This is a genomic window from Alistipes sp. An31A (assembly GCF_002159425.1).
GTDB classification, from domain to species: domain Bacteria; phylum Bacteroidota; class Bacteroidia; order Bacteroidales; family Rikenellaceae; genus Alistipes; species Alistipes excrementigallinarum.
Genome location: NZ_NFIO01000001.1, coordinates 211,974 through 238,948 on the forward strand (window position 1 = coordinate 211,974; position 26,975 = coordinate 238,948).

Genomic DNA, 26,975 nt, shown 5'->3' on the forward strand with positions numbered 1-26,975 from the left:
AGAAAAACGGACGCTCCCGCATTCGAGGAGACGTCCGTTTTTAAAAATTTATAAAATCGGTTCAATAGAGCCCCAGGTTGTCCAGGAAGACCAGCAGCAGGATGATGGGGCAGACCCAGCGCAGCAGGAAGATGAAGAGCCCGTAGATGCGGAAGCGGAGCTCCCCGCCGTTGGTTACCTCGTCGTGCAGCCGCGCGGGGTCGAGCTTCCAGCCGACGAAGAGGCAGGTGAAGAGACTGCCCAGCGGGAGCAGGATGTTGGCCGTGGCGAAGTCGAGGGCATCGAAGAGTGTCAGCCCGAAGATGCGCCAGCCGCCGAGCACTCCGAGCGAGAGCGAGGCGAGCGTTGCCAGCAGTGCCGTGGCGCCCGTGGTGAGCCAGGCGGCCGCGCGGCGCGAGAGGTGCCACTCCTCGTGCAGGTAGGCCGTGATGACCTCGTGCAGCGAGATGGTCGAGGTGATGGCGGCGACGACCAGCAGCAGGAAGAAGACCGTCGACCAGACCATGCTCAGCGGCATGCCGTTGAAGATGCCGGGCAGCGTGATGAAGACCAGTGAGGGGCCCGACGTGGGGGCGATGCCGGCTGTGAAGACGGCCGGGAAGATAATCACGCCGGCCAGTACGGCCACCAGCGTGTCGAGCAGCGAGACGTTGAGGGCCGTGTGGCGCAGGTTGGTGTCGGGCTTGAAGTAGGAGGCGTAGGTCACCATGGTGCCGATGCCTACCGAGAGCGAGAAGAAGGCCTGGCCCAGCGCCGTGAGCAGCGTCGAGGCGGTCACCTTCGAGAAGTCGGGGTAGAAGAGGAAACGGAGCCCCTCGCCGGCGCCGGGCATCAGCAGCGCGTGAATCGAGAGTGCGATGAGGATGACGAAGAGCAGCGGCATGAGCACCTTGGCTGAGCGTTCGATTCCCTTCTGGACGCCGAGCGCGATGACGGCGTGGGTGGCCAGGATGAAGAGCAGCGTGTAGAGCAGCGGCCGCCATGGATTGGTGATGAAGCGCTCGAAGAGCGAGGCATACTCCTCGGCCGTCGTATGGCGGGCCAGCTCGCCCGTGAGCGAGTGGACCGTATACTCGACCGTCCAGCCCGAGACCACGAAGTAGAAGCCCAGGATGAGGAAGGCGGCCAGCACGCTGTTGTAGCCGATGAAGCTCCAGCGGCGGTCGAGCGCGTGGTAAGCGCCCACGGCATTGCGGCGCGTCGAGCGGCCGACGGCGAACTCGGCCACCATGATGGGGAGTCCCAGCAGCAGTACGCAACCTATATATATCAGCAGGAAGGCTCCGCCGCCGTTCTCTCCGGCGACGTAGGGGAAGCGCCAGATGTTGCCCAGCCCTACGGAGCTCCCGGCGGCGACCAGCACGGCGCTCAGTTTGCCGCCCAGTGTGACGCGATGGTGGTGGTGTGTCATGGTATTCTATGATTTATGGATGCTTTCTGCTCTCGGTTGCTGTGTGGCAGTCGCAGCGGTGCCTGGTTCCCCGGCGGCGCGGTTGTTGCGCGGTGCCAGGTTCCGGACCCCTGTGTTGCGGCGGTCACGGGGCGCCTGCTCCTGAGGCCCCGGTGGGGCGGCTGTTGCGCGGTGCTCGCCCCCCCCTGCGGTGCTGCCCTTCACGGATACGGCAAGCGGAGCGGCCTTGCCTTCCGTCGGGAAGGGTCAGGGTCGCTCCGCTCGTCCTGGCTGCGTCGGGATGCCCGGCCCTTAACGCTCGAGCACGACGCTGACCTTCTCCAGCTTGCCGCCCAGCGGCGGTGCGAGCTTCGAAACCCTGCATTTTACGTGCCGGATTTGGGCGAAGTCGGCGTAGAGCGCCTCGATGATGTTGGCGGCCACCCGCTCGATGGTCCGCTGCGTGATGCCCATCTGGCGGCGGACCGTCTCGTAGACGGTCAGGTAGTTGACCGTCCGCGTTACGTCGTCGCGCTCGGCGGCGTCGCCCAGCTCGGCCGTGATGACCAGGTCGACCGTGAAGCGGTTGCCGACCTGCTGCTCCAGGTCGTAGCAGCCGTGGTAGGCCCGGAACTCCATGCGTGTCAGTTCGATGTCGTAGAGCATGACCCCTTCGGAGCTATTCGGCGATGACCAGGTAGTAGTTCTTCTTGCCGCGCTGTACGAGCAGGTACTTGCCGGCGATGAGCTCCTCCTCCGTGACGATGCGCATCGGGTCGGTGACCTTCTCCTTGTTGAGCGACACGCCGCCGCCCTGGACCATCTTGCGGCACTCGCCCTTCGAGGGGAAGATGTTGGTCCGTCCGGCGCAGAGCTCGATGAAGGGGAGCGTGCCGAGCTCCGAGCGGGCGATGCGGAACTGCGGAACCCCCTCGAAGACCTGCAGCAGCGTCTGCTCGTCGAGGCGGCGCAGCGCCTCGGAGGTCGAGCTGCCGAAGAGGATGTTCGATGCCTCGAGGGCCTTCTCGTACTCCTCGCGCGAGTGAATCATGGTGGTCACCTCCTCCGCCAGCCGCTTCTGCAGCACGCGCAGGTGGGGCGCAGCCTCATGCTCGGCGATGAGCGCCTCGATGGTCTCGCGGTCGAGCAGCGTGAAAATCTTGATGTAGCGCTTGGCATCCTCGTCGCTCACGTTGAGCCAGAACTGGTAGAACTTGTAGGGCGACGTGTAGCGTGCATCGAGCCATACGTTGCCGCTCTCGGTCTTGCCGAACTTCGTGCCGTCGGCCTTGGTGATGAGCGGGCAGGTGATGGCGAAGGCCTCGGCCTCGGGACCCAGCTTGCGGCGGATGAGCTCCGTGCCGGTGGTGATGTTGCCCCACTGGTCGGCGCCGCCCAGCTGGATTTTGCAGTTCATCGTCTGGTAGAGGTGCAGGAAGTCGTAGCCCTGCACGAGCTGGTAGGTGAACTCGGTGAACGACATGCCGTCACCCTCGCCGTTGAAGCGCTTCTTGACCGAATCCTTGGCCATCATGTAGTTGACGGTGATGCACTTGCCGATGTCGCGGATGAAGTCCAGGAAGGTGAAGTCCTTCATCCAGTCGTAGTTGTTGACCATGCGTGCGGCGTTGGGGGCGTCCGAGTCGAAGTCGAGCAGCTTGGCCAGCTGCCGCTTGATGGCCTCCTGGTTGTGGCGCAGCGTCTGCTCGTCGAGCAGGTTGCGCTCCTGCGACTTGCCCGAGGGGTCGCCAATCATGCCCGTGGCGCCGCCCACAAGGGCCAGCGGACGGTGGCCGCACAGCTGGAAGTGCTTGAGAATCATCACGCCCACCAGGTGGCCGATGTGCAGCGAGTCGGCCGTGGGGTCGATGCCCAGGTAGGCCGTCGTCATCTCTTTTTCGAGTTGTTCCTTTGCGCCGGGCATGATGGTGTGAATCATGCCGCGCCATTCGAGTTCTTCGATGAAGTTTTTCATATCGTTTCGTTGTCTTTCTTGCTTCGTTGTGCGGTTGCCGCGCGTCGGTCGGGGCGTCGGCCTCCTCTCCGCGGGGTGGGGCGGCGTGCCGCCCGTCTTATTCCGCCTCGAGGTCGAGCGCCTTGCGCAGCTCGGCCACCAGCGGATTCTTTTCGGTTATGTAGCGCATGCGGTCCTCCAGCTTGATGGGGCGCGAGGCGCGAATCTGTTCGTTGACCTTGACCTCGAGGTCGATGGTGCCGTGGATGCCGGCCAGCTCGACGATGCGCATCAGCATCTCGGTCTTCGAGCGGAGCATCTCTTCGCGCAGCGCCGCCGTCGGAACGCTCACGCAGATGGTGTTGCCGATGAACTGCATCTGCTCGAAGGCGGCCACGAAGCGGGGGCGCTTCTCTCGGATGAGGGCGAAGATGGCTTCGCGCGCCCGCTGGAGCTTTGCCTCGCTCTGGGGGTCGATGACCGGTGCGGCAGCCGTGGCCTCTTCGGCCTCGACGGCGGGGTCCGTCGTCGCCAGCAGCTCCGAGAGGGATGTCCCCAGCGGGCTGCGCCGCGGCCGGGCTGCGGCTGTTCCCATGCCCGAACCAGCGGCCGGACCAGCGGCCGGAGCGGTTGTTGCGGCGCTTGGAGCGCCGCCTGGTTGCGCGGAGGCAGCCGTTGCGTTGCTGCGGGCCGGGGCCCCTTCCGGATTCTGCGGTTGTGCCGCAGCCGTTACGGCCGGGGCGCCCGCTGCGGTGCGGGGTGCCGTCTGCGGGGCCGCTGCCGGGGTCGGGGCTGCCGCGGGTCGGGAGGCTGCTGCGCCGGCCGGTTGCGGTGCGGGCCGGGTGGCTGCCGGGGCAGTTGACGCTGCTGCTGCGGTTGCCGTATGCTGCCGCGGTGCGGGTCCGTCGAGCTCCGGAAGCGGGTAGTCGGCGTCGGTGGTCAGGGGATTATTTTTTTTTTGGCCGAGACCTGAGATTTTCATCAGGCCCAGCTCGACAAGCAGCCGCTGGTTGGACGACTGCCGTATCTTTCCGTCAAGCTCCGTCAGAATGGAGATGGCTCCGAAGAGGAACTCGACACTGCAGGCCTCCGCCTGCGTGCGGTATCGTTCGAGCAGCGTGCCCGTCATCTCGATGAGGCGCAGCGTCTCGGGACGCTTGGCCATCAGCAGGTCGCGCATGTGGCGGTTGAGCCCCGCCATGAAGGCCTGCCCCGAGAAGCCGCGGCAGAGCACCTGGTCGAAGGCGACCAGCGCCTCGACGTAGTTGCCCTCAAGCAGCAGCTGCGTGACGTTGAAGTAGGTGTCGTAGTCCAGCACGTTGAGCGTCTGGGCCACCTCGGGGTAGCGGAGCGTCGTGCCGCAGAACGAGACCGCCTTGTCGAACATCGACAGCGCGTCGCGCATGCCTCCGTCGGCCTTCTGGGCGATGAGGTTGAGCGACTCCTCGTCGTAGGTGATGCCCTCCTGCGAGGCGATGTACTTGAGGTACTCGACGCCGTCCTCGACGCGGATGCGGTTGAAGTCGTAAATCTGGCAGCGCGAGAGAATCGTCGGGATGATTTTGTGCTTCTCGGTGGTGGCGAGGATGAAAATCGCATGGGCGGGGGGCTCCTCGAGCGTCTTCAGAAAGGCGTTGAAGGCGGCCGCCGAGAGCATGTGGACCTCGTCGATGATGAAGACCGAGTAGCGGCCCACCTGGGGGATGACCCGCACCTGGTCGATGAGCGTGCGGATGTCCTCGACCGAGTTGTTCGAGGCGGCGTCGAGCTCGTGGATGTTGAGCGAGCGCCCCTCGTTGAAGGCGCGGCACGATTCGCACTCGTTGCAGGCCTCGGCTCCGTGGGGGTGGAGGCAGTTGATGGCCTTGGCGAAGATGCGGGCGCAGGTGGTCTTGCCCACGCCGCGCGGGCCACAGAAGAGGTAGGCATGGGCCAGCTGTCCCCGTTCGATGGCGTTGCGGAGCGTGGAGGTGATATGTTTCTGCCCGACGACCGAAGCGAAGGTCGCGGGGCGGTATTTGCGTGCGCTGACGATGAAATCACTCATGATGCAGCAAAGATACGAAATATGCGTGAAGAATCGAACGCGGCCTTCGATTTTTACCGGCAATCTTTCGGGGATGGCAGGGCGGAGGCGGGGACGGAGGCGGAGCGGATGTCCGGCGACGGCCCGGCGGAGGCGCTCCGGCGAAGGGCGGGGTTGCCCATTGGAAAAAATCCCTGCGGAGGGTATTGTTCTCCGGCCGAATTTTCCTATCTTGCCCCTCCCCCGAGGGGCAGGCGGATGGATGGCTGCGCCGGCCGTGCCCCGGCTCGATTATTCAACTATGGTTTAACCTTTCAAAAAAAAGAAAAGTTATGCGTACGATTCGAATGATTGCCGTGGCGCTGGCGGTGCTGCTGTGCGCTGAGTGGAGTTCGGCCGCGGAGCCGGGTTACCGGCTGAGCACCCACATGCTCGACGTCTCGCTGGGAAGGCCGGCGTCGGATGTGGCGGTGGTGCTCGAGGAGCTGCAGGGGGACGGCCTCTGGCAGCGGGTGGCCGAGCGGCGGACCGATGCCAACGGCCGGGTGGCCGACCTGCTGCCGGCCGGCGAGGCCCGCAACGGCCTCTACCGGCTGCGCTTCGAGACCGAAGCCTACTTCGCCCGGCAGGGGCTCCGCTCGATTTACCCCTGGGTCGAGGTGACCTTCCGCATCGAGGGCGACAGCCACTACCACATCCCCATCACCATGTCGGCCAACGGCTACGCCACCTACCGCGGCAACTGACCGCCGGCGAAGCCTTCCTATAATAGGAATTGCCTGTTCGCTCTTCGCCCTTGTGCGGCGCCGTGTGAAGGCCTGCAACCCGCCTGGGCGGCGGTTGCAGGCCTTTTTCGTTTGCTGACAACCCTTTTCGTGTCGGAGCCGCCATTTTGGCGGACACATGGCAGTCGTGACGTGACAAAAGGTGTCAAAAAGTGACAAAAAGCCCCTCCGGAGCGTCTCGAAACGCGTTTTTATGGCCTGGCAGGGGTTTTGCGGGTATGGAGGGCGAACATTGAAACTAACAAAAACAACGCAATATGAATATCAACACTTTAACCATCAAGGCGCAGGAGGCGTTGCAGGCTGCAATTACTCTTGCACAGGAGCGGGGGCAGCAGGCCGTGGAGCCGGTGCACCTGCTGAGCGTGCTGATACGCGAGGACAATGCGCTGGCGACCTTCCTTCTGGGCCGTGTGGGCGTCAATGTCAAGATGTTGCGCGAGGAGACGACCCGTCTGCTGGGTTCCCTCCCGAGGGTGCAGGGCGGCGGTGAGCAGTATTTCGCGCAGGATACGTCGAAGGTCGTACAGCGCGCCGTCGATTTCACGAAGAATTTCGGCGACAAGTATGCGTCGGTCGAGCACCTGTTGCTGGCGCTCGTGGCCGAGCGCGGTCAGGTCTCCGAGCTGCTCAAGCGCTACGGCGCATCGGAGAAGGAGCTCATCGAGGCTATCCGCACCTTCCGCAAGGGGGCGACGGTCGACTCGCAGACCTCCTCGCAGGAGTTCGACGCACTGGGTAAGTACGCCATCAACCTCAACGAGCAGGCTCGTTCGGGCAAGCTCGACCCCGTTATCGGGCGTGACGAGGAGATTCGCCGCGTGCTGCAGATTCTTTCGCGCCGTACGAAGAACAACCCTATCCTGGTCGGTGAGGCCGGTGTGGGCAAGACGGCCATCGCCGAGGGCATTGCCCACCGTATTGTCGACGGCGACGTGCCCGAGAACCTCAAGTCGAAGGTGATTTACTCGCTCGACATGGGTGCGCTGATTGCCGGCGCGAAGTATCAGGGCGAGTTCGAGGAGCGACTGAAGGCCGTCGTGCAGGAGGTCGTTTCGAGCGAGGGCGAGATTCTGCTCTTCATCGATGAGATTCACACGCTGGTCGGTGCCGGCAAGTCGTCGGGTGCGATGGATGCCGCCAACATCCTCAAGCCGGCGCTGGCACGCGGCGAGTTGCGCACCATCGGCGCCACGACCCTCGACGAGTACCAGAAGTACTTCGAACAGGACAAGGCGCTCGAACGCCGTTTCCAGAAGGTGATGGTCGACGAGCCTTCGCGCGAGGATGCCATCTCGATTCTCCGCGGTCTGAAGGAGCGTTACGAGAACCACCATCAGGTGCGTATCAAGGATGAGGCGATTGTGGCCGCCGTCGAACTCTCGACGCGTTACATCACCTCACGGTTCCTCCCCGACAAGGCCATCGACCTGGTCGACGAGGCCGCCTCGCGGCTGCGGCTCGAGATGAACTCGATGCCTGAGGAGATTGATACGCTCGACCGCCGTGTCCGCCAGCTCGAAATTGAGCGCGAGGCGATTCGCCGCGAGAACGACAAGGAGCGTGTCGAGACGCTGACGCACGAAATCGACGAGCTGAAGGCCAAGGATTCGGAGCTGCGAGCCAAGTGGCAGAGCCAGCGCGACCTGCTGAAGAAGATTCAGTCGAACAAGGACGAAATCGAGCGGCTCAAGATTGAGGCGCAGCAGGCCGAGCGTCAGGGCGACTACGGACGTGTGGCCGAGATTCGCTACGGCCGGATTCAGGAGGCCCAGAAGCGGATTGCAACCCTGCAGGAGGAGTTCCGTCTGGCTTCGGCCGGCGGTGACGCCATGATTAAGGAGGAGGTCGACGCCGAGGATATCGCCGAAGTGGTATCGCGTTGGACGGGCATCCCCGTACAGCGCATGCTGGCTTCGGAGCGCGAGAAGCTGCTCCACATGGAGGAGGAGCTTCACAAGCGGGTCGTAGGCCAGGACCAGGCCATTGCCGCCATCTCCGACGCCGTGCGCCGCTCGCGTGCCGGGCTGAACGACCCGCGCAAGCCGATTGGTTCATTCATCTTCCTCGGTACGACGGGTGTGGGCAAGACCGAGCTGGCGAAGGCGCTGGCCGAGTTCCTCTTCAACGACGACTCGATGATGACGCGAATCGACATGAGCGAATACCAGGAGCGTCACAGCGTCTCGCGTCTGGTCGGTGCGCCTCCGGGATACGTCGGTTACGACGAGGGCGGACAGCTCACCGAGGCCGTGCGGCGCAAGCCCTACTCGGTCGTGCTGCTCGATGAAATCGAGAAGGCGCACCCCGATGTCTTCAACATCCTGCTGCAGGTGCTCGACGACGGACGACTGACCGACAACAAGGGTCGTACGGTCGACTTCCGCAACACGATTATCATCATGACGTCGAACATGGGCTCGCAGATTATCCAGGAGAACTTCGCCTCGGCCTTCCACGGCGACAAGCTCCCCGAGGAGGTCATCGAGAAGACGCGCCGCGAGGTCATCGAACTGCTCAAGCAGCAGCTCAAGCCCGAGTTCCTGAACCGTATCGACGAGATTGTGATGTTCGAGCCGCTGACGCATGCCGACATCGAGCGCATCGTCGACATTCAGCTGGGCATCGTGCGCCACATGCTCGAGGAGAACGGCATCAAGCTCGAGTATACGGCAGCCGCACGCAAGTGGGTGGCCACGGCAGGATACGACCCGCTCTACGGAGCCCGTCCTGTCAAGCGTACCATCCAGCGCTACATCGTCAACGATTTGTCGAAGCGGATTCTGGCCGGCGAGGTACATCGCGACAAGCCGATTCGAATCGACGCCGACGACAAGGGTCTGACTTTTGCCAATTAGCCGAAAACCGTCCTCGGACGGTGCGGAGCCGGGAGCAATCCCGGCTCCGTTTTTTTTGTCCATGTCCGAAGGGACCTTTGCGGGCGCGGCTTACGCTGTTTTTTGTGGTTGGGGGTGGGTGTGGATGTGCTGCGGCGGAGGTTTCGGCCGGGGGGAGGGGGTTAGAGCAGCGGCGAGAAGAGCCGCATGAGCGACTCGGCGAAGCGGCGCGAACGGGGGCGGTGGAACCACTCGCCCGGGGTGACGAGCCGGCTCTGCTCCATGTCGCGGCGGAAGATGTCGGCCATCACGGCGGCGAAGTCGCCGTCGTAGACGAAGGCGTTGATTTCGAAGTTGTGCTCGAAGCTGCGGAAGTCCATGTTGGCCGAGCCGATGACGGACAATCCGTCGTCGATGAGCAGCAGCTTCGAGTGGAGGAAGCCCGGCTGGTAGAAGTAGACCTTCGCCCCGGCCTTGAGCATGTCGTCGAGGAAGGAGTGGGTCGCCAGGTCGACCACCCGCGAGTCGGAGCGGGCCGGGAGGAGCAGCCGCACGTCGATGCCGGCCAGCGCGGCGGTCTGGAGCGCCGTGTTGAGCACGTCGGAGGGGAGGAAGTAGGGGGTCTCAATCCAGATGCGCCGGCGGGCGTTGGCGATGGCGTAGCTGTCGGCCTGGAGCAGCGTGCGCCACTTGCCGAAGGGGCCGCTGGGGAGCACCTGCATGATGTTGTGCGTGAAGCGTTCGGTGCGGGGGTAGTAGCGTTCGTCGCGCAGGCGGATGCGCGTGGTGGCGCCCCAGTCGCTCAGAAACGAGGCCTGAAGCCCCGCCACGCCGGGCCCCTCGACGCGGAAGTGGGTGTCGCGCCACGTCCCCCAGTCGGTGCCGACGACGTAGCGGTCGGCGATGTTCATGCCGCCGATGTAGCCCGTGCGGCCGTCGATGACGGCAATCTTGCGGTGGTTGCGGTAGTTGACCTTGCTGGTGAAGAGCGGGAACTTGACGTGGAGGAAGGGGCGCACCTCGATGCCGGCGCGGCGCATCTCCTCGAAGAAGCGCTTGTGCACGCTGCTGCTCCCTACGTCGTCGTAGAGAATCCGGATTTCGACCCCCTCGCGCGCCTTGGCCATCAGGGCGTTGCGCAGGCGGAGCCCCGTGGTGTCGTCGTTGAGGATGTAGTACTGGAGGTGGATGTGCTCGTGCGCTGCGGCGATGTCACCCAGCAGCGCCTCCATCTTCGAGGCGCCGTCGACGTAGGGGGTGATGCGGCTTCCGCAGAGCGGGATGGAGTGGCCCGCGTTGCCGAGCAGGCGGGCCAGCGGCCGGTACTGGGCCGGGAGCTCCTTCCGTTCGTCGGGCCCGGCCTCGAGCAGCTGCATGTGGATGCGCTTGCGCATGCGGCGCGAGAGGATGCGCAGCTTCGAGAGGTTTTGTCCGAAGAAGAAGTAGAAGAGCAGCCCCACAACCGGTGCGAAGAGCAGCACGACAATCCACGGCACGGTTTTCAGCGGGTTCCGGTTGTCGGTGATGATGACCAGAACGATGCCGAGAATCGTGACCGCGTAGATTCCGAAGAGGAGGTATGTCAGCAGCGGGGGCATCGGCGGGGCGGGGGTGGAAGGTCGGTCGGCGGGTCGGAGGCTCAGTCGGGGAACTTCACCAGATAGAGCAGATGTTCGACGCCGCGCATGAAGTTGCGCTTGTGCAGGTGGGGCGAGTAGACGTAGCAGTCGAGCGTGAAGACGCGGCCCGTACGCTCATCGACGGTGGTGTAGCTGACGTAGGGACCGCCCATGAAGTCGCCCTCGACATCCCAGAAGCCGCGCATCTCAATCCAGACGCGCCCCTCGAGCTTGAAGATGCGGTAGCCCGGCACGAAGAGCTCCGAGGTGGTCATGTAGGAGCCGTCGGAGGGTCCCGGAATGCGGGCGGCGAACTGGTTGCGGGCGGCGATGAGCGCCTCGGGGGTGAGCGCCTCCTTGCCGGCGTAGGGGTAGGAGTAGATGAAGAAGCCCTGGCTGGCTTCGGGGTACTCGAAGCGTGCCCAGAGGAAGTCGGGCTGGTCGGCGGCCAGGATGTAGCCCTTCGGCACGGTCATCTCGACGCCGAAGTTCTTGAGGATGGCCTTCTGGATGCCCGTCTCGTTGTAGCGCAGGGCGCTCTCGATGGCGCGGTCGCGCTCGGCCTTCTCGAGCACTGCGAGCAGCTGCTCGCGGTGGGCCGAGACGTAGTCGGTCAGGTGGCGGTTGTCGGGGCCCTGGAGTGTGAGGACAATCTGCGGCCGTGACGTCACGTCGTACTGGACGGCCACCGTGGTCGAGTCGAGCTTCGGGTCGGTCGCCACCTTGAGGATGTTGCGGTGGTCGGCCACCATTCCCGAGAAGCCCCGCTCGGTGACGCGCAGCACGTCGAAGTGCGGTTCGGTCTGGTTGAGGTAGGGGACGGGGGCCGTCAGCACGCTGCGCAGCGTGTCGCCCAGTTCGCCCGTCCATTTGTCCTGCGGGCAGACGACAATCAGTTCGTAGGGGCGCCCCTGGGCGCTCTTCTTATGGTCGTTGTTGAGTTTGTGGAAGGCGTCGCAGCCGGTTCCCGCCAGGGCGACGAGGGCAACCAGTGCGAGCAGCAGTCTCTTTTTCATGGTATGGTCGGTTAATGGATTGAGGTGTGCGGCGCTCTGTGCAGACGGAGTACTGCACACCCTACAAATATAGATATATTTTTTCGGAATGGGAGGGATTTTCACTATTTTTGCTTCGGGAACCGATTGCCATGCGACTCAAACCACCGAAAATAATCCGGCGTCTGATGCCGGACCTCATCTGGGAAATCGACGATGCGGAGGGGGTCTTCCTCACCTTCGACGACGGCCCGACGCCCGGCATTACCGAATGGATTCTCTCGACGCTCGACAAGTACGATGCCAAAGCGACCTTCTTCGTGCTGGGCAAGAACGTCGAGATGTATCCCGACCTCTTCCAGCGCATCCTCGACGCCGGCCACAAGGTGGGCAACCATACCTACTCCCACCAGAAGGGGTGGGGCATGAGCCTGGAGCGCTATACGGAGGATGTGGATTTTGCCAACGATTTTATCCACAGCGAGCTGTTCCGTCCGCCCTATGCCCGCATCACGCCGGCGCAGGCGCGGCTGCTCGGCCAGCGCTACAAGCTGGTGATGTGGGACATCATCTCGCGCGACTACAACCGCCGCCTCTCGCCGCGCTCCTGTCTGAAGAACGTGACCAAGTATCTGGCGCCGGGCTCCATCGTGGTCTTTCACGACAGCGAGAAGTCCTTCCGCAACATGCGCTATGCGCTGCCCCGGACGCTGGAGCGGATTCGCGAGATGGGGCTCCGCTGCAAGTCGATTGAACTGTAGACGGAGGGCCCGGTGTTGCTTCCGGCCTGTTAGGTAGAGGGCCCGGTGTCGCTTCCGGGCGGTTCTGCGGCGGGCTGTTCCGCCACCCCTCCCCTTGCGTCCGGCCCGGTACTGCCGGCCCGGCTGTCCTTTCGTCGGTCGGTTCTGCGTCCGGCCGTTCTGTCATCGGCCCGTTCCGTCGTCCTCCTCTTCTGTCTGCTCCCCCTCCTCCGCTGCCGGCTGTGCCGCCGCCCGATTGCCTTGTGGAAAAATGAGAGACCGGCTTTCCCGTTCGGGAAAGGCCGGTCTCTTCGTTGCTTGGGTCCGTGTTCCTGCGGAAGTGTGTGTCGCTACGACCAGTCCTCCACGCGGCAGGGGACCGTGCAGCTGCCCGACACGCGGTGGCCGTAGCCGTCCTGCAGCGAGATGTCGAAGACGCAGGTGCCGTCGCCGTTGTTGGTTACCTTCACCTCGCCGCCGCGCAGTGACGCCTCCAGCTTCCCGGTGGTCGAGAAGAACCACGTGCCGAAGTAGCCGCCGTAGGTGGGGTCATAGATGCCGCTCAGCGCGGTGTTGGGGTAGAAGTCGATGGCCGTCGAGGTGTCGACGACCGTGTAGCTGCCCGACGGAATCCCATCCGTGCTCCCGGGGGTGACGTTGAGCGTCAGCATCAGGGCGTCCGAGGCTCCGTAGTTGACGTCCAGGTCGTAGTCCGGTCCGGCGATGATGATTGTGTAGTAGTCCGACGTGTTGGTGAAGGCTGCCCCGTAGTAGCCGGCCAGCGCCTGCGTCATGCCGCTCAGCGTGACGTCGCCCGTGAGGTTGCTCATCTGCCCCTCGTCCGAGCGGTTGAGGAACGACAGCTCGCCGACGAACGAGTAGTCGTAGTCGGAGTTGTCGCTCAGCGTCAGGTGTGCGTCGATGCAGTAGTATCCTTCGCGGAGGGCTACGGTGACCGTTCCGCCCGTGATATCGAAGTTCTCCGAACCGCCGCCCTCGGCGTAGCGGAGCAGGTAGCTGTCGCCGTAGGCGACGTTGAGTGTGAAGGCTTCGTGGCTGTCCGACGCATAGTTGCACGTATAGGTGCCCTCGGCCAGCGTGGCGAAATCGGCATTCTCGGCCAGCGTGGTGTTGAAGTCCAGACAGAGGATATAGCCCGGACCGACGTAGTCGCCCTCCGACGCGTCGTACTCCATCTTCGAGATGAAGTTAATCCAGAGGTTGCCCGTTGAGGTGCCGTAGAGGTCGCCCTTGTAGTAGGCCTCCGTCGTTACGTCCTGCGTGGGCACGAGTGTCGTTCCGTCGCCGCCGCCGTCGGGGGAGGGTGTCGGGTCGTTGTCGCCCGAATCCGAGCAGGCTGCCAGCGTGAAGCTCAGCAGCGCAATGCCCAGGAGGTGGAATAATCGAGTTGCGTTTCTCATAAACTTAACCTTTTGTTGTTAATAAAACCAGACACAAAGGTAAAAAAACGGGACGAATTAGGCAACTTTCGAGTTTCGAAAGGAAACTTCCGGGACGCCTGCCGCTTCGGAAGGTGCATTTGTGGCGGTTTCGACGAAAGGCCGCGGGGCGGGGTGGTGGAAAATTCAGATTTTTTTACTAACTTCGCGGCGCGAATACAAACATAAAAAGATAATCCTATGGCAACGACTGCAGACATCAAAATCGGCATGTGCATCGAGCTGGACGGCAAGACCTTCCAGATTGTGGACTTTCAGCATGTGAAGCCGGGCAAGGGCCCCGCTTTCGTACGTACGAAACTCAAGAACCTGGAGAACGGCCGCGTGGTGGACAACACCTTCACTGCAGGTGCGAAGATTGAACCCGTGCGCGTGGAGCGCCGCCCCTACCAGTTCACCTACGAGGACGACCTGGGCGCCCACTTCATGCACACCGAGACCTTCGAGGAGATTAACATCGACAAGAACCTCATCCAGAACTACGACCTGATGGCCGACGGCCAGATTGTCGAGGTGATGTTCCACACCGAGAAGGAGACGGTGCTTTCGGCCGAGCTTCCTCCGATTGTCGACATGGAGGTGACCTACACCGAGCCGGGCATCAAGGGCGATACCGCCTCGACCAACTCGCTCAAGCCGGCCGTTGTCAATACGGGTGCCACGATTCGCGTGCCGCTCTTCATCAATACGGGCGACAAGATTCGTGTCGATACCCGCACGCGCGAGTACTACGAGCGCATCAAGTAATTATATAGGTGCGGCATGCGTCGGAAAGCCTCCGGCGCAACCCCTTTCGAGCTGGCGGACGGAGCATCGTGCTCCGTCCGCCTCTGTTTTCCGACAGCGGGGGCTGCCGGCTCCGGTGAGCACTGTTGTCGGGCCGGGGCGGGCAAAGCGTCCCCCTCGCCAGCTTCGACCCGGTAAAAGGCCGCCCCTCCGCAGGGACGGATGGGGGGTAAGGCCTTGGCCATCGGCAGCAAGGGACGGACGGGGCGTAAGACCGGGAGTGTTCGGGGTTGTCGAAGGGACGGTTGGAGAAAGAGGGCCTGTGGAAGGCCGGGAGCAGGTCGGGAAAGATAGTGAACGGAGGAAGAACGGGGAGCGGACGGAGGGGTGCCGTGCAGGTGTCGGGCCGTTTGTCCGCTTTGGCCGGAAAATGTTGCGGAAAGGGAATTTTTACTCGGATGTGGACCCTTTCGGCGTTTTTTTTCGGAGGAGCTTTTGGTTTTTCAGGCGGATTGACTATATTTGTAGGTCCGCATCCGCTGAAAACCAAATCCGGGCGGCTTTATAGTATGAAAATTTGGACTAAATTCGTAATCGTGATGTTTGCCGCTTTCGCCTTGAGCAGTTGCGGCGGTAGTGATGACAACAAGGGCGGCGGTTCGCCGTCGGGCAACGACGGTATCGTCGGCGACTGGGTGCTTGCTTCGTATGCCGGGTCGCAGGAGATGGCCGAGAAGGTCTATATCCGCTTCAACGAAGGGGGTACCTTTGCACTCTATCAGAACATCAACGAGGCCGGTTATACCGAACTGACCGGCAACTACAACTATAGCGGCGGCTCGCTCAGCGGAACCTATTCCGACGGCAAGGCGTGGAAGGAGAGCTATTCGGTGAAACTTTCGGGCAGCTCGCTGACCCTCACCGAGTCCAACGGCAAGGCGGCTCAGTTCAACGCGACGACCATTCCCGACTGGGTAATGACGCGCACGGCCTTTATCGAAATTCCGGCCGAGGAGCGCTTCCTCTAACAGACAGCATCAGATGCAACGAGGCGGATGTCCGGGTACGGGCGTCCGCCTCTCTTTTTGTCTCCGGAGGGGGCGTCGCTCCGTGTAGCAGTCTCTCCGAATGTCCGGGGCTCGGGACCTGCCCGGCCGGGGTCGGGAGCCCTGTTCCGTGGGGAGGCGGGTTGTTTGGCTTTGTTCCGCGGGAAGGAGAGTTGCCCGGCCGGAGCTGTCTGGGCGGGGTGAGAGGTGGCGGCTCTTCGGTTTGGCAGGACCCGAGGGTGGGTCTTGCCAGTCGTTGTCCGGTGTCGCAACAGCCGCCCGGCAGACTCTCTTGTCGGATACAAAAATCCCGGTTCTGGATGGAACCGGGATTTTTTCGCGTGTCGCGGAGGAGCGGATTTTTTTGTTTTCGCTTTTCTTTTTTCTTCTCCCCCCCCTCTCCTGGGCTGCCTACAGCCGGGCCTTGATGGCCTTGGTGGCCTCCTCGTAGCCGGGCTTCTCGAGCAGCGCGAACATGTTCTTCTTGTAGGCCTCGACACCGGGCTGGTCGAAGGGGTTGACCCCCAGCAGATAGCCGCTGATGCCGCACGCCTTCTCGAAGAAGTAGAGCAGGCTGCCGATGGCGTGCTCGTCGATGGCCGGAATCTCGACCCGCAGGTTGGGAACGCCGCCGTCGAGGTGGGCCATCTGGACACCCAGCTCGGCCATGCGGTTCACCTCCGAGATGCGCTTGCCGGCCAGGTAGTTCAATCCGTCGAGGTTCTCGGCATCCGCCTCGATGCGCACCTCGTGGGCGGGCTTTGCCACCGAGATGATGGTCTCGATGAGGATGCGCTCACCCTGCTGGATGTACTGACCCATCGAGTGGAGGTCGGCCGTGAGGGTCACGCTGGCCGGGAAGAGCCCCTTGCCATCCTTGCCCTCGCTCTCGCCGTAGAGCTGCTTCCACCATTCGTTGATGTACTGCAGCCGGGGCTCGTACGAGCCGAGAATCTCGATGCGCTTGCCGCTGCGGTAGAGCTCGTTGCGCACCACGGCGTAGCGGGCCGCGGGGTTCTCGGCAAAGGGAACCTCCTCGCCCGTGGCGTGCTCCATCTCGCGGGCGCCGCGCACCAGCTCGGCGATGTTGACGCCGGCGACGGCCAGCGGCAGCAGCCCTACGGGGGTGAGCACCGAGAAGCGTCCGCCTACGTCGTCGGGGATGACGAAGGTGGGGTAGCCCTCCTTCGTGGCCAGCGTCTTGAGGGCGCCGCGAGCCTTGTCCGTCACGGCGACGATGCGCTCGGCCGCCTCACGCTTGCCGTAGCGCCGCTCGATTTCGGCCTTGATGAGCCGGAAGGCGATGGCCGGTTCGGTCGTCGTGCCCGACTTCGAGATGACGATGGCGGCAATCGAGTGGTCGCGGACCGCATCGAGCAGCTCGTAGGTGTAGTCCTCCGAGATGTTCTGCCCGGCGAAGAGTACGGTCGGCCCCTGGGGAGCCTTGTGCAGCAGACGGAAGGGGTCGCTCATCGCCTCGAGCACCGCCTTGGCGCCGAGGTACGAGCCGCCGATGCCGATGCAGATGACCACGTCGGCCTTGGCGCGCAGCTTGGCCGCCTCGGCCTCGATGGCCTCGATGTCGGCTGCCGAAATCGACGAGGGAAGGTGCACCCACCCCAGGAAGTCGTTGCCGGCGCCCTTGCCCGAGTAGAGCAGCGCATTGGCTTCGAGCGCCGCCTTCTCCATGTCGGGGGTAATCGTGACGCCCGACTTGGTGATGTCCAGTTTTAACGCATTCATATCTCAGATAAGTTTAGAAGTCAGTTCCTGCATCAGCCGGCGGGGCGAAGCTCCGTTGTAGAGCACCTCGTGGACCATCTCGGCGATGGGCATCTCGACGCCGTGGCGCGTGTTGATGTGGCGGATGCACTCCGAAGCGAAGTAGCCCTCGGCGACCATCGTCATCTCGTTCAGGGCGCTCTTCACCGTGCAGCCGTGGCCGATGAGCAGCCCCAGCCGGCGGTTGCGGCTGTAGACCGAGTAGCAGGTCACCAGCAGGTCGCCCAGATAGGCCGAGGCGTGGGTGTTGCGCGGTGCGGGGTAGCTCTCTTCGAGAAAACGGTCCATCTCCATGGCGCTGTTCGAGATGAGCACCGCCAGGAAGTTGTCGCCGTAGCCCAGCCCCACGGCGATGCCCACCGCCAGGGCGTAGATGTTCTTCAGGATGGCTGCATATTCGATGCCATAGAGGTCGGTCGAGTAGCTCAGCCGGATGTACGACGTGGCGAACATGGCGCCCAGCCGCCGGGCGTTCTCCTCGTCGGCGCAGACGGCCGTCAGGTAGGAGAGCTTGCCGCGCGAGACCTCCTCGGCGTGCGAGGGGCCCGTGACGATGCCGATTTGGCGGTAGGAGAGCCCGTAGTGGTCGTGGATGTACTCCACGACGGTCTGGTAGTCGCCCGGAACGATGCCCTTGATGGCCGAGACCACGAACTTGTCGCGCAGCGGTACGGTCAGCGGCGCCAGAAAATCCTTGAGATAGGCCGACGGAGTGGCCAGAATGACCACGTCGGCGGCGGCAACCACCTCGTCGAGGTTGTCCGACGGTGCGATGCGCGCCGTGTCGAACTCCACGTCGCTCAGATAGCGGGGGTTGCGCCCTTCGGTGCGCAGCGATTCAAGCACCTCGGGGTTGCGTACGTACCATCCGGTGCGGAGGTTGTTTTCGGTGAGCAGGCGGACGATGGCCGTCGCCCAGCTGCCGTACCCGATGACGGCGCAGCGGGCCTCGTGTCCGATTGGGTGTTCCATGCGGTCGGTTGTTGTTTGCCATACAAAAGTAAATAAAAAAAACTTAATAAAAAATGTAAAAATCCCCCTGCTTTTTGCTACCTTTGTCCGTGTATATGCTCCTGGGGAGGCGTGCCCCGGGAATTTTTACGGATACGAACTCTTACCTGTTTGACAATAAGAAAGTTGAGCGAATAAATATGGGAATGTTTTCTTTGACACAGGAGTTGGCCATCGACCTCGGAACGGCCAATACGCTGATAATCTATAACGGCAAGGTCGTGGTGGACGAGCCCTCCATCGTGGCCCTCGACGTGCACACCGGCAAGGTGGTCGCCATCGGTCATCAGGCCCGCCAGATGCACGAGAAGACCAATCCGAACATCAAGACCATCCGTCCGCTCAAGGACGGCGTGATTGCCGACTTCAACGCCACGGAGCTCATGCTGCGCGGCATGATTAAGAAGGTGAAGACCTCGGGCAGCCTCTTCGCCCCCTCGCTGCGGATGGTCATCTGCATCCCGTCGGGTTCGACCAACGTCGAGATTCGCGCCGTGCGCGACTCGGCCGAGCATGCCGGCGGCCGCGAGGTCTACATGATTTACGAGCCGATGGCCGCGGCGCTGGGCGCCGGACTCGACGTTGAGGCCCCCGAAGGAAACATGGTCATCGACATCGGCGGCGGTACGTCGGAGATTGCCTGCATCTCGCTCGGCGGCATCGTCTGCTCGGAGTCCATCAACGTGGCCGGCGACGTCTTCACGAGCGACATCCAGAGCTACGTCCGCCAGCAGCACAACATCCGCATCGGCGAGCGTACGGCCGAGGCCATCAAGTGCGCCATCGGCGCCGCAGTCTCCGACCTGGAGGAGGAGCCCGAGGACTTCGTCGTGACGGGTCCCAACATGCTGACGGCCCTGCCGCAGACCGTATCGCTCAGCTACCGCGAAATCGCCTATGCGCTCGAGAAGTCGCTGACGAAAATCGACGCGGCGCTGATGACTGTCCTCGAGTCGATGCCCCCCGAGCTCTATGCCGACATCGTGAAGAACGGCATCTACCTGGCCGGCGGAGGCGCCCTCATCAAGGGGCTCGACCGTCGTCTGAGCGAAAAGACGGGCATTCCGTTCCACATCGCCGAGGACCCGCTGCGCGCCATTGCACGCGGTACGGGCATCGCGCTCAAGAACATCAACCGCTTCTCGTTCCTCATGCGGTAACGGGAAAACGCTCCCGGGGCGGGCCGTGCCGCGAGGCGGCGGGGTGTGCCGGACGGGTGCGCGGGAAAATGCGGGCCGCAGAGCCGCTCCCGAATGGGGCGTCGCTGTAACCTGCTTAGGGTCAAACCTATGGATTGCGGGCAATTGCTGTCCGCAATCTTGATTAAAACGACGGAACCTTGCATAAACTTTTGGCCTTCATACGGAGCATCTACGTAGTGCTGCTCTTCCTGCTGCTGGAGGGTCTTGCCGTGCGCTACTACGCCCACTCGACGGCCTACACCCAGGCCCGCCTGCTTTCGCGTTCGAATCAGGTCGTGGGGAGCGTACAGGGATTCTTCGCCGGCATCCGCCACTACTTTACGCTGGGGGGCGAAAACCGCCGCCTGCTCGACCGCGTCGTCGAGCTCGAAACGCGTCTGGCCCGCTACGAGGCGGCCGACGAGCAGGCGTGGCAGGCCTCCTGCGTCGATTCGCTGCCCAAGTCGCCCTACCGGCTGATGACGGCGCGCGTGGTCTCCAATACGGTCAACCGCCGCCGCAACCTCATCACGCTCGACAAGGGACTGCGCGACGGCGTGGTGCCCGACATGGCCGTCCTCTCGTCGGACGGTGCGATGGCGGGTTACGTCATCGACTGCTCGGAGCACTATTCGGTGGCCATGTCGGCGCTTAACACCTCGTTCCGCGCCAGCGGAAAGCTCGATGGCGAAGAGTACTTCGGCTCGATTTACTGGGACGGCCGGAACCAGTACGAGGTGGTGATGGACGAACTCTCGAAGTATGCCGACCCGCAGCCCGGACGCGAGGTTGTCTCGACGGGCTTCTCGGAGTACTTCCCCGCCGACATCCTCATCGGATGGGTTGAGCAGGCCGAGCTGGACGACACGAAGACCACCTACCGGGTGCGGGTGCGTCTGGCGGCCGAGATTTCGAGCCTTTCGGATGTGATTCTGGTCGAAAACACCTCGCTTGCCGAGACGCGCCGTCTGCGTGAGAGCGAGCGTGTCAAACAACAAAACGAACGAAACGAACGCGAATAGCCATGTACAGAACATTGCCCTATGTCGCCCTGTTTGCCGTTTCGGCACTGCTCCAGGTCTTTCTGTTCGACAACCTGGCCATCAGCGTCTACCTCAATCCGCTCATATATGTCGCCTTCATCATCCTGCTGCCGCTCGACATTCCGCCCGTCGCGCTGCTGCTGCTCGGACTGCTGACGGGGGTGACGATGGACTGGGCTACGGGCGGTGCGGGGCTCAACACCGCCGCCACGCTGCCCGTGGCGCTGCTGCGTCCGGCCCTCATTGACTCGTTTTACGGCCATGAGAACGCCCGCGAGGGGGGCATCCCCTCGGTGGCCCGCTTCGGCTCGCGCCGCTTCCTGGAGTACCTGGTGACGATGGTGGCCGTACACCACGCCCTCTTCTTTCTGCTCGAGTCGCTCTCGTGGAGCCATCTGCTGCATACGGTGGTGCGCATTGCGGTGAGCGGCGCCGTATCGGTGGGCTTCATCTGGCTCATCGCCCGCATATTCACCTCGAAACTCTCCGTACGCGTATGACCGGTGGTGAAGGAATGGCCCGCATGCGGGTGTTGCAGGCGGTGGTGCTCGTCATCTTCGGGGTGATTGCCCTGAGGCTGGCCTACATCCAGCTCTTCGACCGTCGTTACGTCGAGCTGGCCAAGGCCAACGCCCTGCGTCATGTGGTTGAGTACCCGACGCGCGGCGAGGTCTTCGACCGCAACGGCGAATTTCTGGTCCAGAGCCGCGAGTGCTACGACCTGATGGTCGTCTACAGCGAAATCGACAAGGCGGGCTTCGATACGACGCGCCTCTGCTCGGTGCTGGGCCTTCCGCGCGAGAAGCTCGAGCGGGAGCTCGCCGCCGCACGCCGCTGGCCCCGTGCCGCGCGGCTGGTGATGAACTTCATCCCCAAGGAGGACAAGCTGCGTTTCGACGAGGGCAACTTCCGGGGCTTCTATACCGTCTACCGCACCGTCCGTCAGTATCCGCGCAAGGTGGGCGGCAACCTGCTGGGCTACGTGGGCGAGGTCAACGCCGACATGATTCGCCGCAACCCCTCCTACAAGCCGGGCGACTATGTCGGCATGAGCGGCGTGGAGTCGGCCTACGAGCCGCTGCTGCGCGGCCGCAAGGGGGTGCGCATCCAGGAGGTCGACACGCACGGCGCCATCAAGGGCTCCTACATGAACGGCATGTACGACACGCTGCCCGAGTCGGGCAAGTATCTGGTGAGCACCATCGACGCCCGCCTGCAGCTCTTCGCCGAGGAGCTGATGGCCGGCAAGGTGGGCGCCGCGGTGGCCATCGAGCCCTCGACGGGCGAGATTCTGATGATGGTCTCCTCGCCGACCTACGACCCCGACCAGATGGTGGGGCGCGAGCGCAGCAAGCACTACGCCGAGATGGTGCGCAACAAGCGGCGCCCGATGTTCAACCGCGCCGTGCGGGCGAAGTACCCTCCGGGCTCCACCTTCAAGCTGGTGCAGGGCCTCATCGGTCTGCAGGAGGGTGTGCTCAAGCCGTCGGACCGCCACATCTGCAACCAGGGCTACTCGGCCGGCCGGCTCAAGATGCGCTGCCACGCCCACCCCTCGCCGCTCGATTTGCGTTTTGCCGTTTCGACCTCGTGCAACGCCTACTTCTGCTACGTCTTCCGCGACATTCTGGACAACCCGAAGTACGGCAGCGTGAAGGAGGGCTTCGACGTCTGGCGCAAGTATGTCGAGAGCTTCGGCTTCGGCCGCAAGCTGGGGTCGGACTTCTTGGGCGAGGGCAACGGCTACGTGCCCGACCGCGCCTACTACGACCGCGTCTACCGCGGCTCGTGGAACTCGCTCACGGTGCTCTCGCTCTCGATTGGCCAGGGCGAGCTGGGCTGCACGCCGCTGCAGATGGCCAACCTGGCGGCCATCATCGCCAACCGCGGCTACTACTACATCCCCCACATCGTCAAGAAAATCGAGGGGCAGGATTCAATTGACCGCCGCTTCTACGAGCGCCACTACACGATGGTCGAGCCCAAGTATTTCGAACCGATTGTCGAGGGCATGTGGCGCGGCGTGCATGTCGACGGAACCTCGCGCATGGCGCGTCTCGACGGGTGGGACGTCTGCGGTAAGACGGGTACGGCGCAGAACCCCCATGGCCGCGACCACTCGACCTTCCTCTCGTTCGCCCCGAAGGACAACCCGAAAATCGCCATCTCGGTCTATGTCGAGAACGGCGGCTTCGGCGCCACGACCGCCCTGCCCATCGCCAGCCTGCTCGAGGAGTACTACCTGACCGATACGGTCAAGCGCCCGCAACTGGTCGAGTATATCAAGAACATGAAAATCTACTACCCCGCATATGACCGCTAACCGGACCAACTCGATTTTCTACGGCGTGGACCTCGGTACGGTCCTGCTCTACGTGCTCATCGTCATCGCGGGGTGGCTCTCGATTACCTCGGCGTCGTACGAGGAGGGGACGAGCGACTTCTTCTCCTTCTCGCACTTCTACATGAAGCAGCTCATCTGGGTCGGCGTGGCGTGGGCCACGGCCGTCGTGCTGCTGCTGCTCGACGTGCGCTACTTCCACATGTTCGCCTATCCGGCCTACTTCATCGGCCTTGGGCTGCTGGTCGCCGCCCTGCTCTTCGGCCGCGAGGTCAACGGTGCCAAGGCGTGGTTCGAGTTCGGCTCCTTCCGCGTGCAGCCCGTCGAGTTCGCCAAGATTGCCACGGCGCTGGCCGTGGCGCGCGTCATGAGCGCCTACTCCTTCTCGATTGACCGTCCGGGCAACCTCTTCAAGGTGGGGATGGTCATCTGCATCCCGCTCTTCATCATCATCCTGCAGAACGACACCGGCTCGGGTGTCGTGCTCTGCTCGTTCCTCTTCGTCCTCTACCGCGAGGGGCTGAACAAGTGGCTCTGCATCCCGGTGCTCTTCGTCGCCGCCCTCTTCATCCTCTCGTTCCTGCTGGCGCCGATGACGCTGCTCGTGCTGATGATTCTGGTCTGCACGCTCTCGGAGGCGATGATGAACGGCCGGTGGCGCTCGCGTCTGGTCTTCCTCGCCGCGCTGGCCCTCGCCTCGGGGCTGCTCTACGTCATCCTGTCGCTCGTGGCTCCCGGCGCGATGGACCTCTACCACTGCCTGCTCACCGTGACGCTCCTCTCGCTGATTTTCGTCGCCGTCTACGCCTACCGCGCCAACCTGCGCAACATCTTCATCACGATGGGGCTCTTCGTCTGCTCGATGATTTTCCTGCCGACGACCGACTACATCTTCAACTCGATTCTCAAGGAGCACCAGCGCAACCGCATCCTCAGCTTCCTGGGCATCATCAGCGACCCGCGCGGGGTGGACTACAACGTCAACCAGTCGAAAATCGCCATCGGCTCGGGCGGCCTCTTCGGCAAGGGGTTCCTCGAGGGGACGCAAATCAAGTACGGCTTCGTGCCCGAGCGCCATACGGACTTCATCTTCTGCACGGTGGGCGAGGAGTGGGGCTTCGTGGGGACGATGGTCGTGCTGACGCTCCTCTGTCTGCTCATCCTGCGGCTGATGCGGATGGGCGAGCGGCAGGAGGAGCCCTTCGGCCGCATCTACTGCTACTGCGTGGCGGCCATCCTGCTCTTCCACGTGATGGTCAACGTCGGGATGACGGTGGGGCTGATGCCCGTGATGGGCATTCCGCTCCCCTTCATGAGCTACGGCGGCTCGTCGCTCATCGCCTTCACCATCCTGCTCTTCATCGCCGTGCGGCTCGATGCCTCGACGCGGCAGTTCGGCCTCAACAAGTTCTGAACCCACAAATACCTCCTCCCGAATGAAAGATTACAACCCCCGGGGACTTACCCCGCAGCAGGTCGCCGAGAGCCGGCAGCGCCACGGCGACAACGTCATCACGCCGCCGAAGGACGACTCGGCGTGGAAACTCTTCATCGACAAGTTCCGTGACCCCATCATTCAGGTGCTGCTCTTCGCGGCGGTGCTCTCGCTGGCCATCGCCTTCGTCGAGAAGAACTTCACCGAATCCATCGGCATCATCTGCGCCATCATCCTGGCCACGTGTGTCGGCTTCTGGTTCGAGTGGGACGCCATGCGGCGCTTCCGCCGGCTCAACCAGGTCAACGACGACATCCCGGTCAAGGTGGTGCGCGACGGTGCGGTGTGCGAAGTGCCGCGCCGCGACGTGGTGGTGGGCGACGTGGTCTGCATCGAGAGCGGCGAGACGGTACCGGCCGACGGCGAGCTGGTCGAGGCCGTGTCGTTGAGCATCAACGAGTCGACGCTGACGGGCGAGCCGTCGGTCGACAAGACCACCGACGAGGCCCACTTCGATGCCGAGGCCACCTATCCGTCGAACGTGGCCATGCGCGGCACGACGGTCGTCGACGGCTACGGCCGCATGGTCGTGACGGCCGTGGGCGACCGCACCGAGGCGGGGCGCGTGACCGAGCAGTCGACCATCGAGAGCGACGAGCAGACGCCGCTCAACCGCCAGCTCACGCGTCTTTCGCGCCTCATCGGCAAGCTCGGCATCGGCCTCTCGTGCGCCATCTTCTGCGTCATGCTGGGCAAGGCCCTCTTTGCGGGCCATCTGCTCGAGGGCGACTGGCTGCAGATTTCGCAGCATGTGCTCCACATCTTCATGATTTCGGTGGCCATCATCGTCATGGCCGTCCCCGAGGGGCTCCCCATGAGCATCACCCTCTCGCTCGCCATGTCGATGCGCCGCATGCTCAAGACCCACAACCTGGTGCGCAAGATGCACGCCTGCGAGACGATGGGCGCCGTGACGGTCATCTGCACCGACAAGACCGGTACGCTGACCCAGAACAAGATGCACGTCGACGAGCTGGTCTGCTACGACGAGTTGCCGGAGCAGGCCTTCGACGAGCTGATTGCCCTCAACTCGACCGCCTTCCTCGATGCCGAGGGCAAAATCATCGGCAACCCGACCGAAGGGGCGCTGCTCGAGTGGATGCGCAGTCGCGGCGTGTCGTACGAGCAGCTGCGCGAGGGGGCGAAAATCATCGACCGCCTCACCTTCTCCACCGAGCGCAAGTACATGGCGACCATCATCGAGAGCGGCCTCTCGGGGCGCCGCATCCTCTGCGTGAAGGGTGCCCCCGAGATTGTGCGCTCGATGTCGCTGCCCGACGGGCGCGACGAGGAGGTTCAGACGCGGCTGCTGGCCTTCCAGAACCGCGCCATGCGTACGCTGGGCATTGCCTGGCGCGAGTGCACCGAAGAGGATGCCCTTCAGGCCGTCGAGGCGGGCGGACTCCGCTTTGCGGCCGTGGCGGCCATCTCGGACCCCGTGCGCGAGGATGTTCCGGCGGCCGTCGCGCGCTGCCTCGGGGCCGGCATCGCCATCAAGATTGTCACGGGCGACACGCCGGCCACGGCGCGTGAGATTGCCCGCCAAATCGGCCTGTGGAACGACGCCGTCGACGGCGAGCACAACCACATGACCGGCACCGAGTTCGCCGCCATGAGCGACGAGGAGCTGCTCGAACGCGTCGGCGAGCTCAAGATTATGTCGCGCGCCCGCCCGCTCGACAAGCAGCGGCTGGTGCGTCTGCTGCAGCAGCGCGGCGAGGTGGTGGCCGTCACGGGCGACGGTACGAACGACGCCCCGGCGCTCAACTTCGCCAACGTCGGCCTCTCGATGGGGTCGGGCACCTCGGTGGCAAAGGATGCCAGCGACATCACGCTGCTCGACGACTCGTTCGCCTCGATTGCCACGGCCGTCATGTGGGGACGGTCGCTCTACCGCAACATCCAGCGCTTCGTCCTTTTCCAGCTGACCATCAACTTCGCGGCGATTGTCATCTGCTTCGTCGGGGCGATTTTCGGCACCGACATGCCCCTCACGGTGGTGCAGATTCTCTGGGTGAACATCATCATGGACACCTTCGCCGCCATGGCGATGGCCTCGCTGCCGCCCAACCCCGAGGTGATGCGCGACCGTCCGCGTCCGCGCAACGAGTTCATCATTACGCCCGCCATGGCGCGGACGCTCTTCACGTGCGGCGGCGTGATGGTGGTCGTGCTGCTGGGCATGCTCTTCTACTGGTCGTTCGGCAGCGGTGAGATGACCGTCCGCGAGTTGACGCTCTTCTTCTCGACCTTCGTCTTCATGCAGCTCTGGAATATGTTCAATGCGAAGGGCTTCGAGACGCGCCATTCGGTCTTCAAGGACTGGCACGGCTGTCGTGAATTCTTCCTCATCCTGCTGGTGATTGCCGTCGGGCAGGTGCTCATTGTCGAGTTCGGCGGGGCGGTCTTCCGTACCGTGCCGCTCTCGTGGGGCGAGTGGGCCGCCGTCATCGGCTCCACGTCGCTCATTGCCATCGGCGGCGAGGTGGTTCGTACCCTCGGCCGGCGCCGCCGGGCGCGGTAGTTTGCGGGTCGGGGTTCCGA

Annotated in this window: 20 protein-coding genes; 11 read left to right on the plus strand and 9 right to left on the minus strand. The window is 63.4% G+C overall.

The genetic code is table 11. The features are described from left to right. Window positions 1–61: 61 nt before the first annotated feature. The 4 genes from B5F90_RS00965 to dnaX all read right to left on the minus strand — a co-directional run bounded on the left by B5F90_RS00965 (window position 62) and on the right by dnaX (window position 5,391). Window positions 62–1,411, minus strand: a complete 1,350-nt coding sequence (locus B5F90_RS00965) for a sodium-dependent transporter (protein WP_087360119.1) — start codon at window positions 1,409–1,411, stop codon at window positions 62–64. A gap of 291 nt (window positions 1,412–1,702) precedes the next feature. After that, complete coding sequence (folB, locus tag B5F90_RS00970) at window positions 1,703–2,056, minus strand: dihydroneopterin aldolase (protein WP_087360122.1); 354 nt, start codon at window positions 2,054–2,056, stop codon at window positions 1,703–1,705. A 13-nt stretch (window positions 2,057–2,069) separates the two neighbouring features. Continuing rightward, the gene (gene tyrS / locus B5F90_RS00975; RefSeq protein ID WP_087360125.1) at window positions 2,070–3,365 is read right to left on the minus strand and encodes a tyrosine--tRNA ligase; all 1,296 of its coding nucleotides are present in this window, start codon (window positions 3,363–3,365) and stop codon (window positions 2,070–2,072) included. 97 nt (window positions 3,366–3,462) lie between these two features. Further along, entirely contained in the window at window positions 3,463–5,391 is a 1,929-nt protein-coding gene (dnaX, locus tag B5F90_RS00980; protein ID WP_087360127.1) for a DNA polymerase III subunit gamma/tau, read from the minus strand. Window positions 5,392–5,702: 311 nt separating this feature from the next. Here dnaX and uraH point away from each other — a divergent pair, with 311 nt between their 5' ends. Both uraH and clpB read left to right on the plus strand, forming a co-directional pair. Further along, window positions 5,703–6,116, plus strand: a complete 414-nt coding sequence (uraH, locus tag B5F90_RS00985) for a hydroxyisourate hydrolase (protein WP_204229515.1) — start codon at window positions 5,703–5,705, stop codon at window positions 6,114–6,116. Window positions 6,117–6,412: 296 nt separating this feature from the next. Then, complete coding sequence (clpB, locus tag B5F90_RS00990) at window positions 6,413–9,013, plus strand: ATP-dependent chaperone ClpB (protein WP_087360133.1); 2,601 nt, start codon at window positions 6,413–6,415, stop codon at window positions 9,011–9,013. 161 nt (window positions 9,014–9,174) lie between these two features. On the opposite strand, the gene cls is transcribed toward clpB, so the two are convergent. Beyond that, window positions 9,175–10,590, minus strand: a complete 1,416-nt coding sequence (gene cls / locus B5F90_RS00995) for a cardiolipin synthase (RefSeq protein ID WP_087360136.1) — start codon at window positions 10,588–10,590, stop codon at window positions 9,175–9,177. 41 nt (window positions 10,591–10,631) lie between these two features. Beyond that, complete coding sequence (locus B5F90_RS01000; protein ID WP_087360139.1) at window positions 10,632–11,627, minus strand: DUF4837 family protein; 996 nt, start codon at window positions 11,625–11,627, stop codon at window positions 10,632–10,634. A 167-nt stretch (window positions 11,628–11,794) separates the two neighbouring features. Here B5F90_RS01000 and B5F90_RS01005 point away from each other — a divergent pair, with 167 nt between their 5' ends. Beyond that, window positions 11,795–12,367 (plus strand): polysaccharide deacetylase family protein, encoded by a 573-nt coding sequence (locus B5F90_RS01005; protein ID WP_087360142.1) that lies wholly within the window; start codon window positions 11,795–11,797, stop codon window positions 12,365–12,367. Between the two features lie 329 nt (window positions 12,368–12,696). On the opposite strand, the gene B5F90_RS01010 is transcribed toward B5F90_RS01005, so the two are convergent. Further along, window positions 12,697–13,767 carry a hypothetical protein gene (locus tag B5F90_RS01010; protein WP_087360145.1) on the minus strand — a complete coding sequence of 357 codons (1,071 nt, stop codon included), beginning with the start codon at window positions 13,765–13,767 and terminating at the stop codon, window positions 12,697–12,699. 219 nt (window positions 13,768–13,986) lie between these two features. On the opposite strand from B5F90_RS01010, the gene efp reads away from it, so the two are divergent. Both efp and B5F90_RS01020 read left to right on the plus strand, forming a co-directional pair. Beyond that, window positions 13,987–14,553 carry an elongation factor P gene (efp, locus tag B5F90_RS01015; protein WP_087360147.1) on the plus strand — a complete coding sequence of 189 codons (567 nt, stop codon included), beginning with the start codon at window positions 13,987–13,989 and terminating at the stop codon, window positions 14,551–14,553. Window positions 14,554–15,101: 548 nt separating this feature from the next. Beyond that, window positions 15,102–15,560, plus strand: a complete 459-nt coding sequence (locus B5F90_RS01020; RefSeq protein WP_162607732.1) for a lipocalin family protein — start codon at window positions 15,102–15,104, stop codon at window positions 15,558–15,560. 429 nt (window positions 15,561–15,989) lie between these two features. Here B5F90_RS01020 and B5F90_RS01025 read toward each other — a convergent pair whose 3' ends face one another. After that, a complete protein-coding gene (locus B5F90_RS01025) occupies window positions 15,990–17,321 on the minus strand; it encodes a glucose-6-phosphate isomerase (protein ID WP_087360153.1) in 1,332 nt (443 codons plus the stop codon). Between the two features lie 3 nt (window positions 17,322–17,324). Beyond that, complete coding sequence (locus B5F90_RS01030) at window positions 17,325–18,332, minus strand: NAD(P)H-dependent glycerol-3-phosphate dehydrogenase (RefSeq protein ID WP_087360155.1); 1,008 nt, start codon at window positions 18,330–18,332, stop codon at window positions 17,325–17,327. Window positions 18,333–18,511: 179 nt separating this feature from the next. Between B5F90_RS01030 and B5F90_RS01035 the strand changes: the two genes are divergently transcribed. The 6 genes from B5F90_RS01035 to B5F90_RS01060 all read left to right on the plus strand — a co-directional run bounded on the left by B5F90_RS01035 (window position 18,512) and on the right by B5F90_RS01060 (window position 26,955). Beyond that, on the plus strand, window positions 18,512–19,531 hold the full coding sequence (locus B5F90_RS01035; protein WP_087360158.1) for a rod shape-determining protein: 1,020 nt from the start codon (window positions 18,512–18,514) through the stop codon (window positions 19,529–19,531). Between the two features lie 179 nt (window positions 19,532–19,710). Further along, window positions 19,711–20,574: a rod shape-determining protein MreC gene (gene mreC / locus B5F90_RS01040; protein WP_087360161.1), complete on the plus strand. Its 864-nt coding sequence runs from the start codon at window positions 19,711–19,713 to the stop codon at window positions 20,572–20,574. Between the two features lie 2 nt (window positions 20,575–20,576). Beyond that, complete coding sequence (locus tag B5F90_RS01045; protein ID WP_087360164.1) at window positions 20,577–21,095, plus strand: rod shape-determining protein MreD; 519 nt, start codon at window positions 20,577–20,579, stop codon at window positions 21,093–21,095. Continuing rightward, window positions 21,092–22,918, plus strand: coding sequence for a penicillin-binding transpeptidase domain-containing protein (locus tag B5F90_RS01050; RefSeq protein ID WP_087360166.1), 1,827 nt, complete (start codon window positions 21,092–21,094; stop codon window positions 22,916–22,918). Before B5F90_RS01045 ends, B5F90_RS01050 begins: the two co-directional genes overlap by 4 nt. After that, window positions 22,908–24,350, plus strand: coding sequence for a rod shape-determining protein RodA (gene rodA, locus B5F90_RS01055; RefSeq protein WP_087360169.1), 1,443 nt, complete (start codon window positions 22,908–22,910; stop codon window positions 24,348–24,350). Before B5F90_RS01050 ends, rodA begins: the two co-directional genes overlap by 11 nt. Window positions 24,351–24,372: 22 nt before the next feature. Next, entirely contained in the window at window positions 24,373–26,955 is a 2,583-nt protein-coding gene (locus tag B5F90_RS01060; protein WP_087360172.1) for a calcium-translocating P-type ATPase, PMCA-type, read from the plus strand. The last annotated feature ends 20 nt before the right edge of the window (window positions 26,956–26,975 follow it).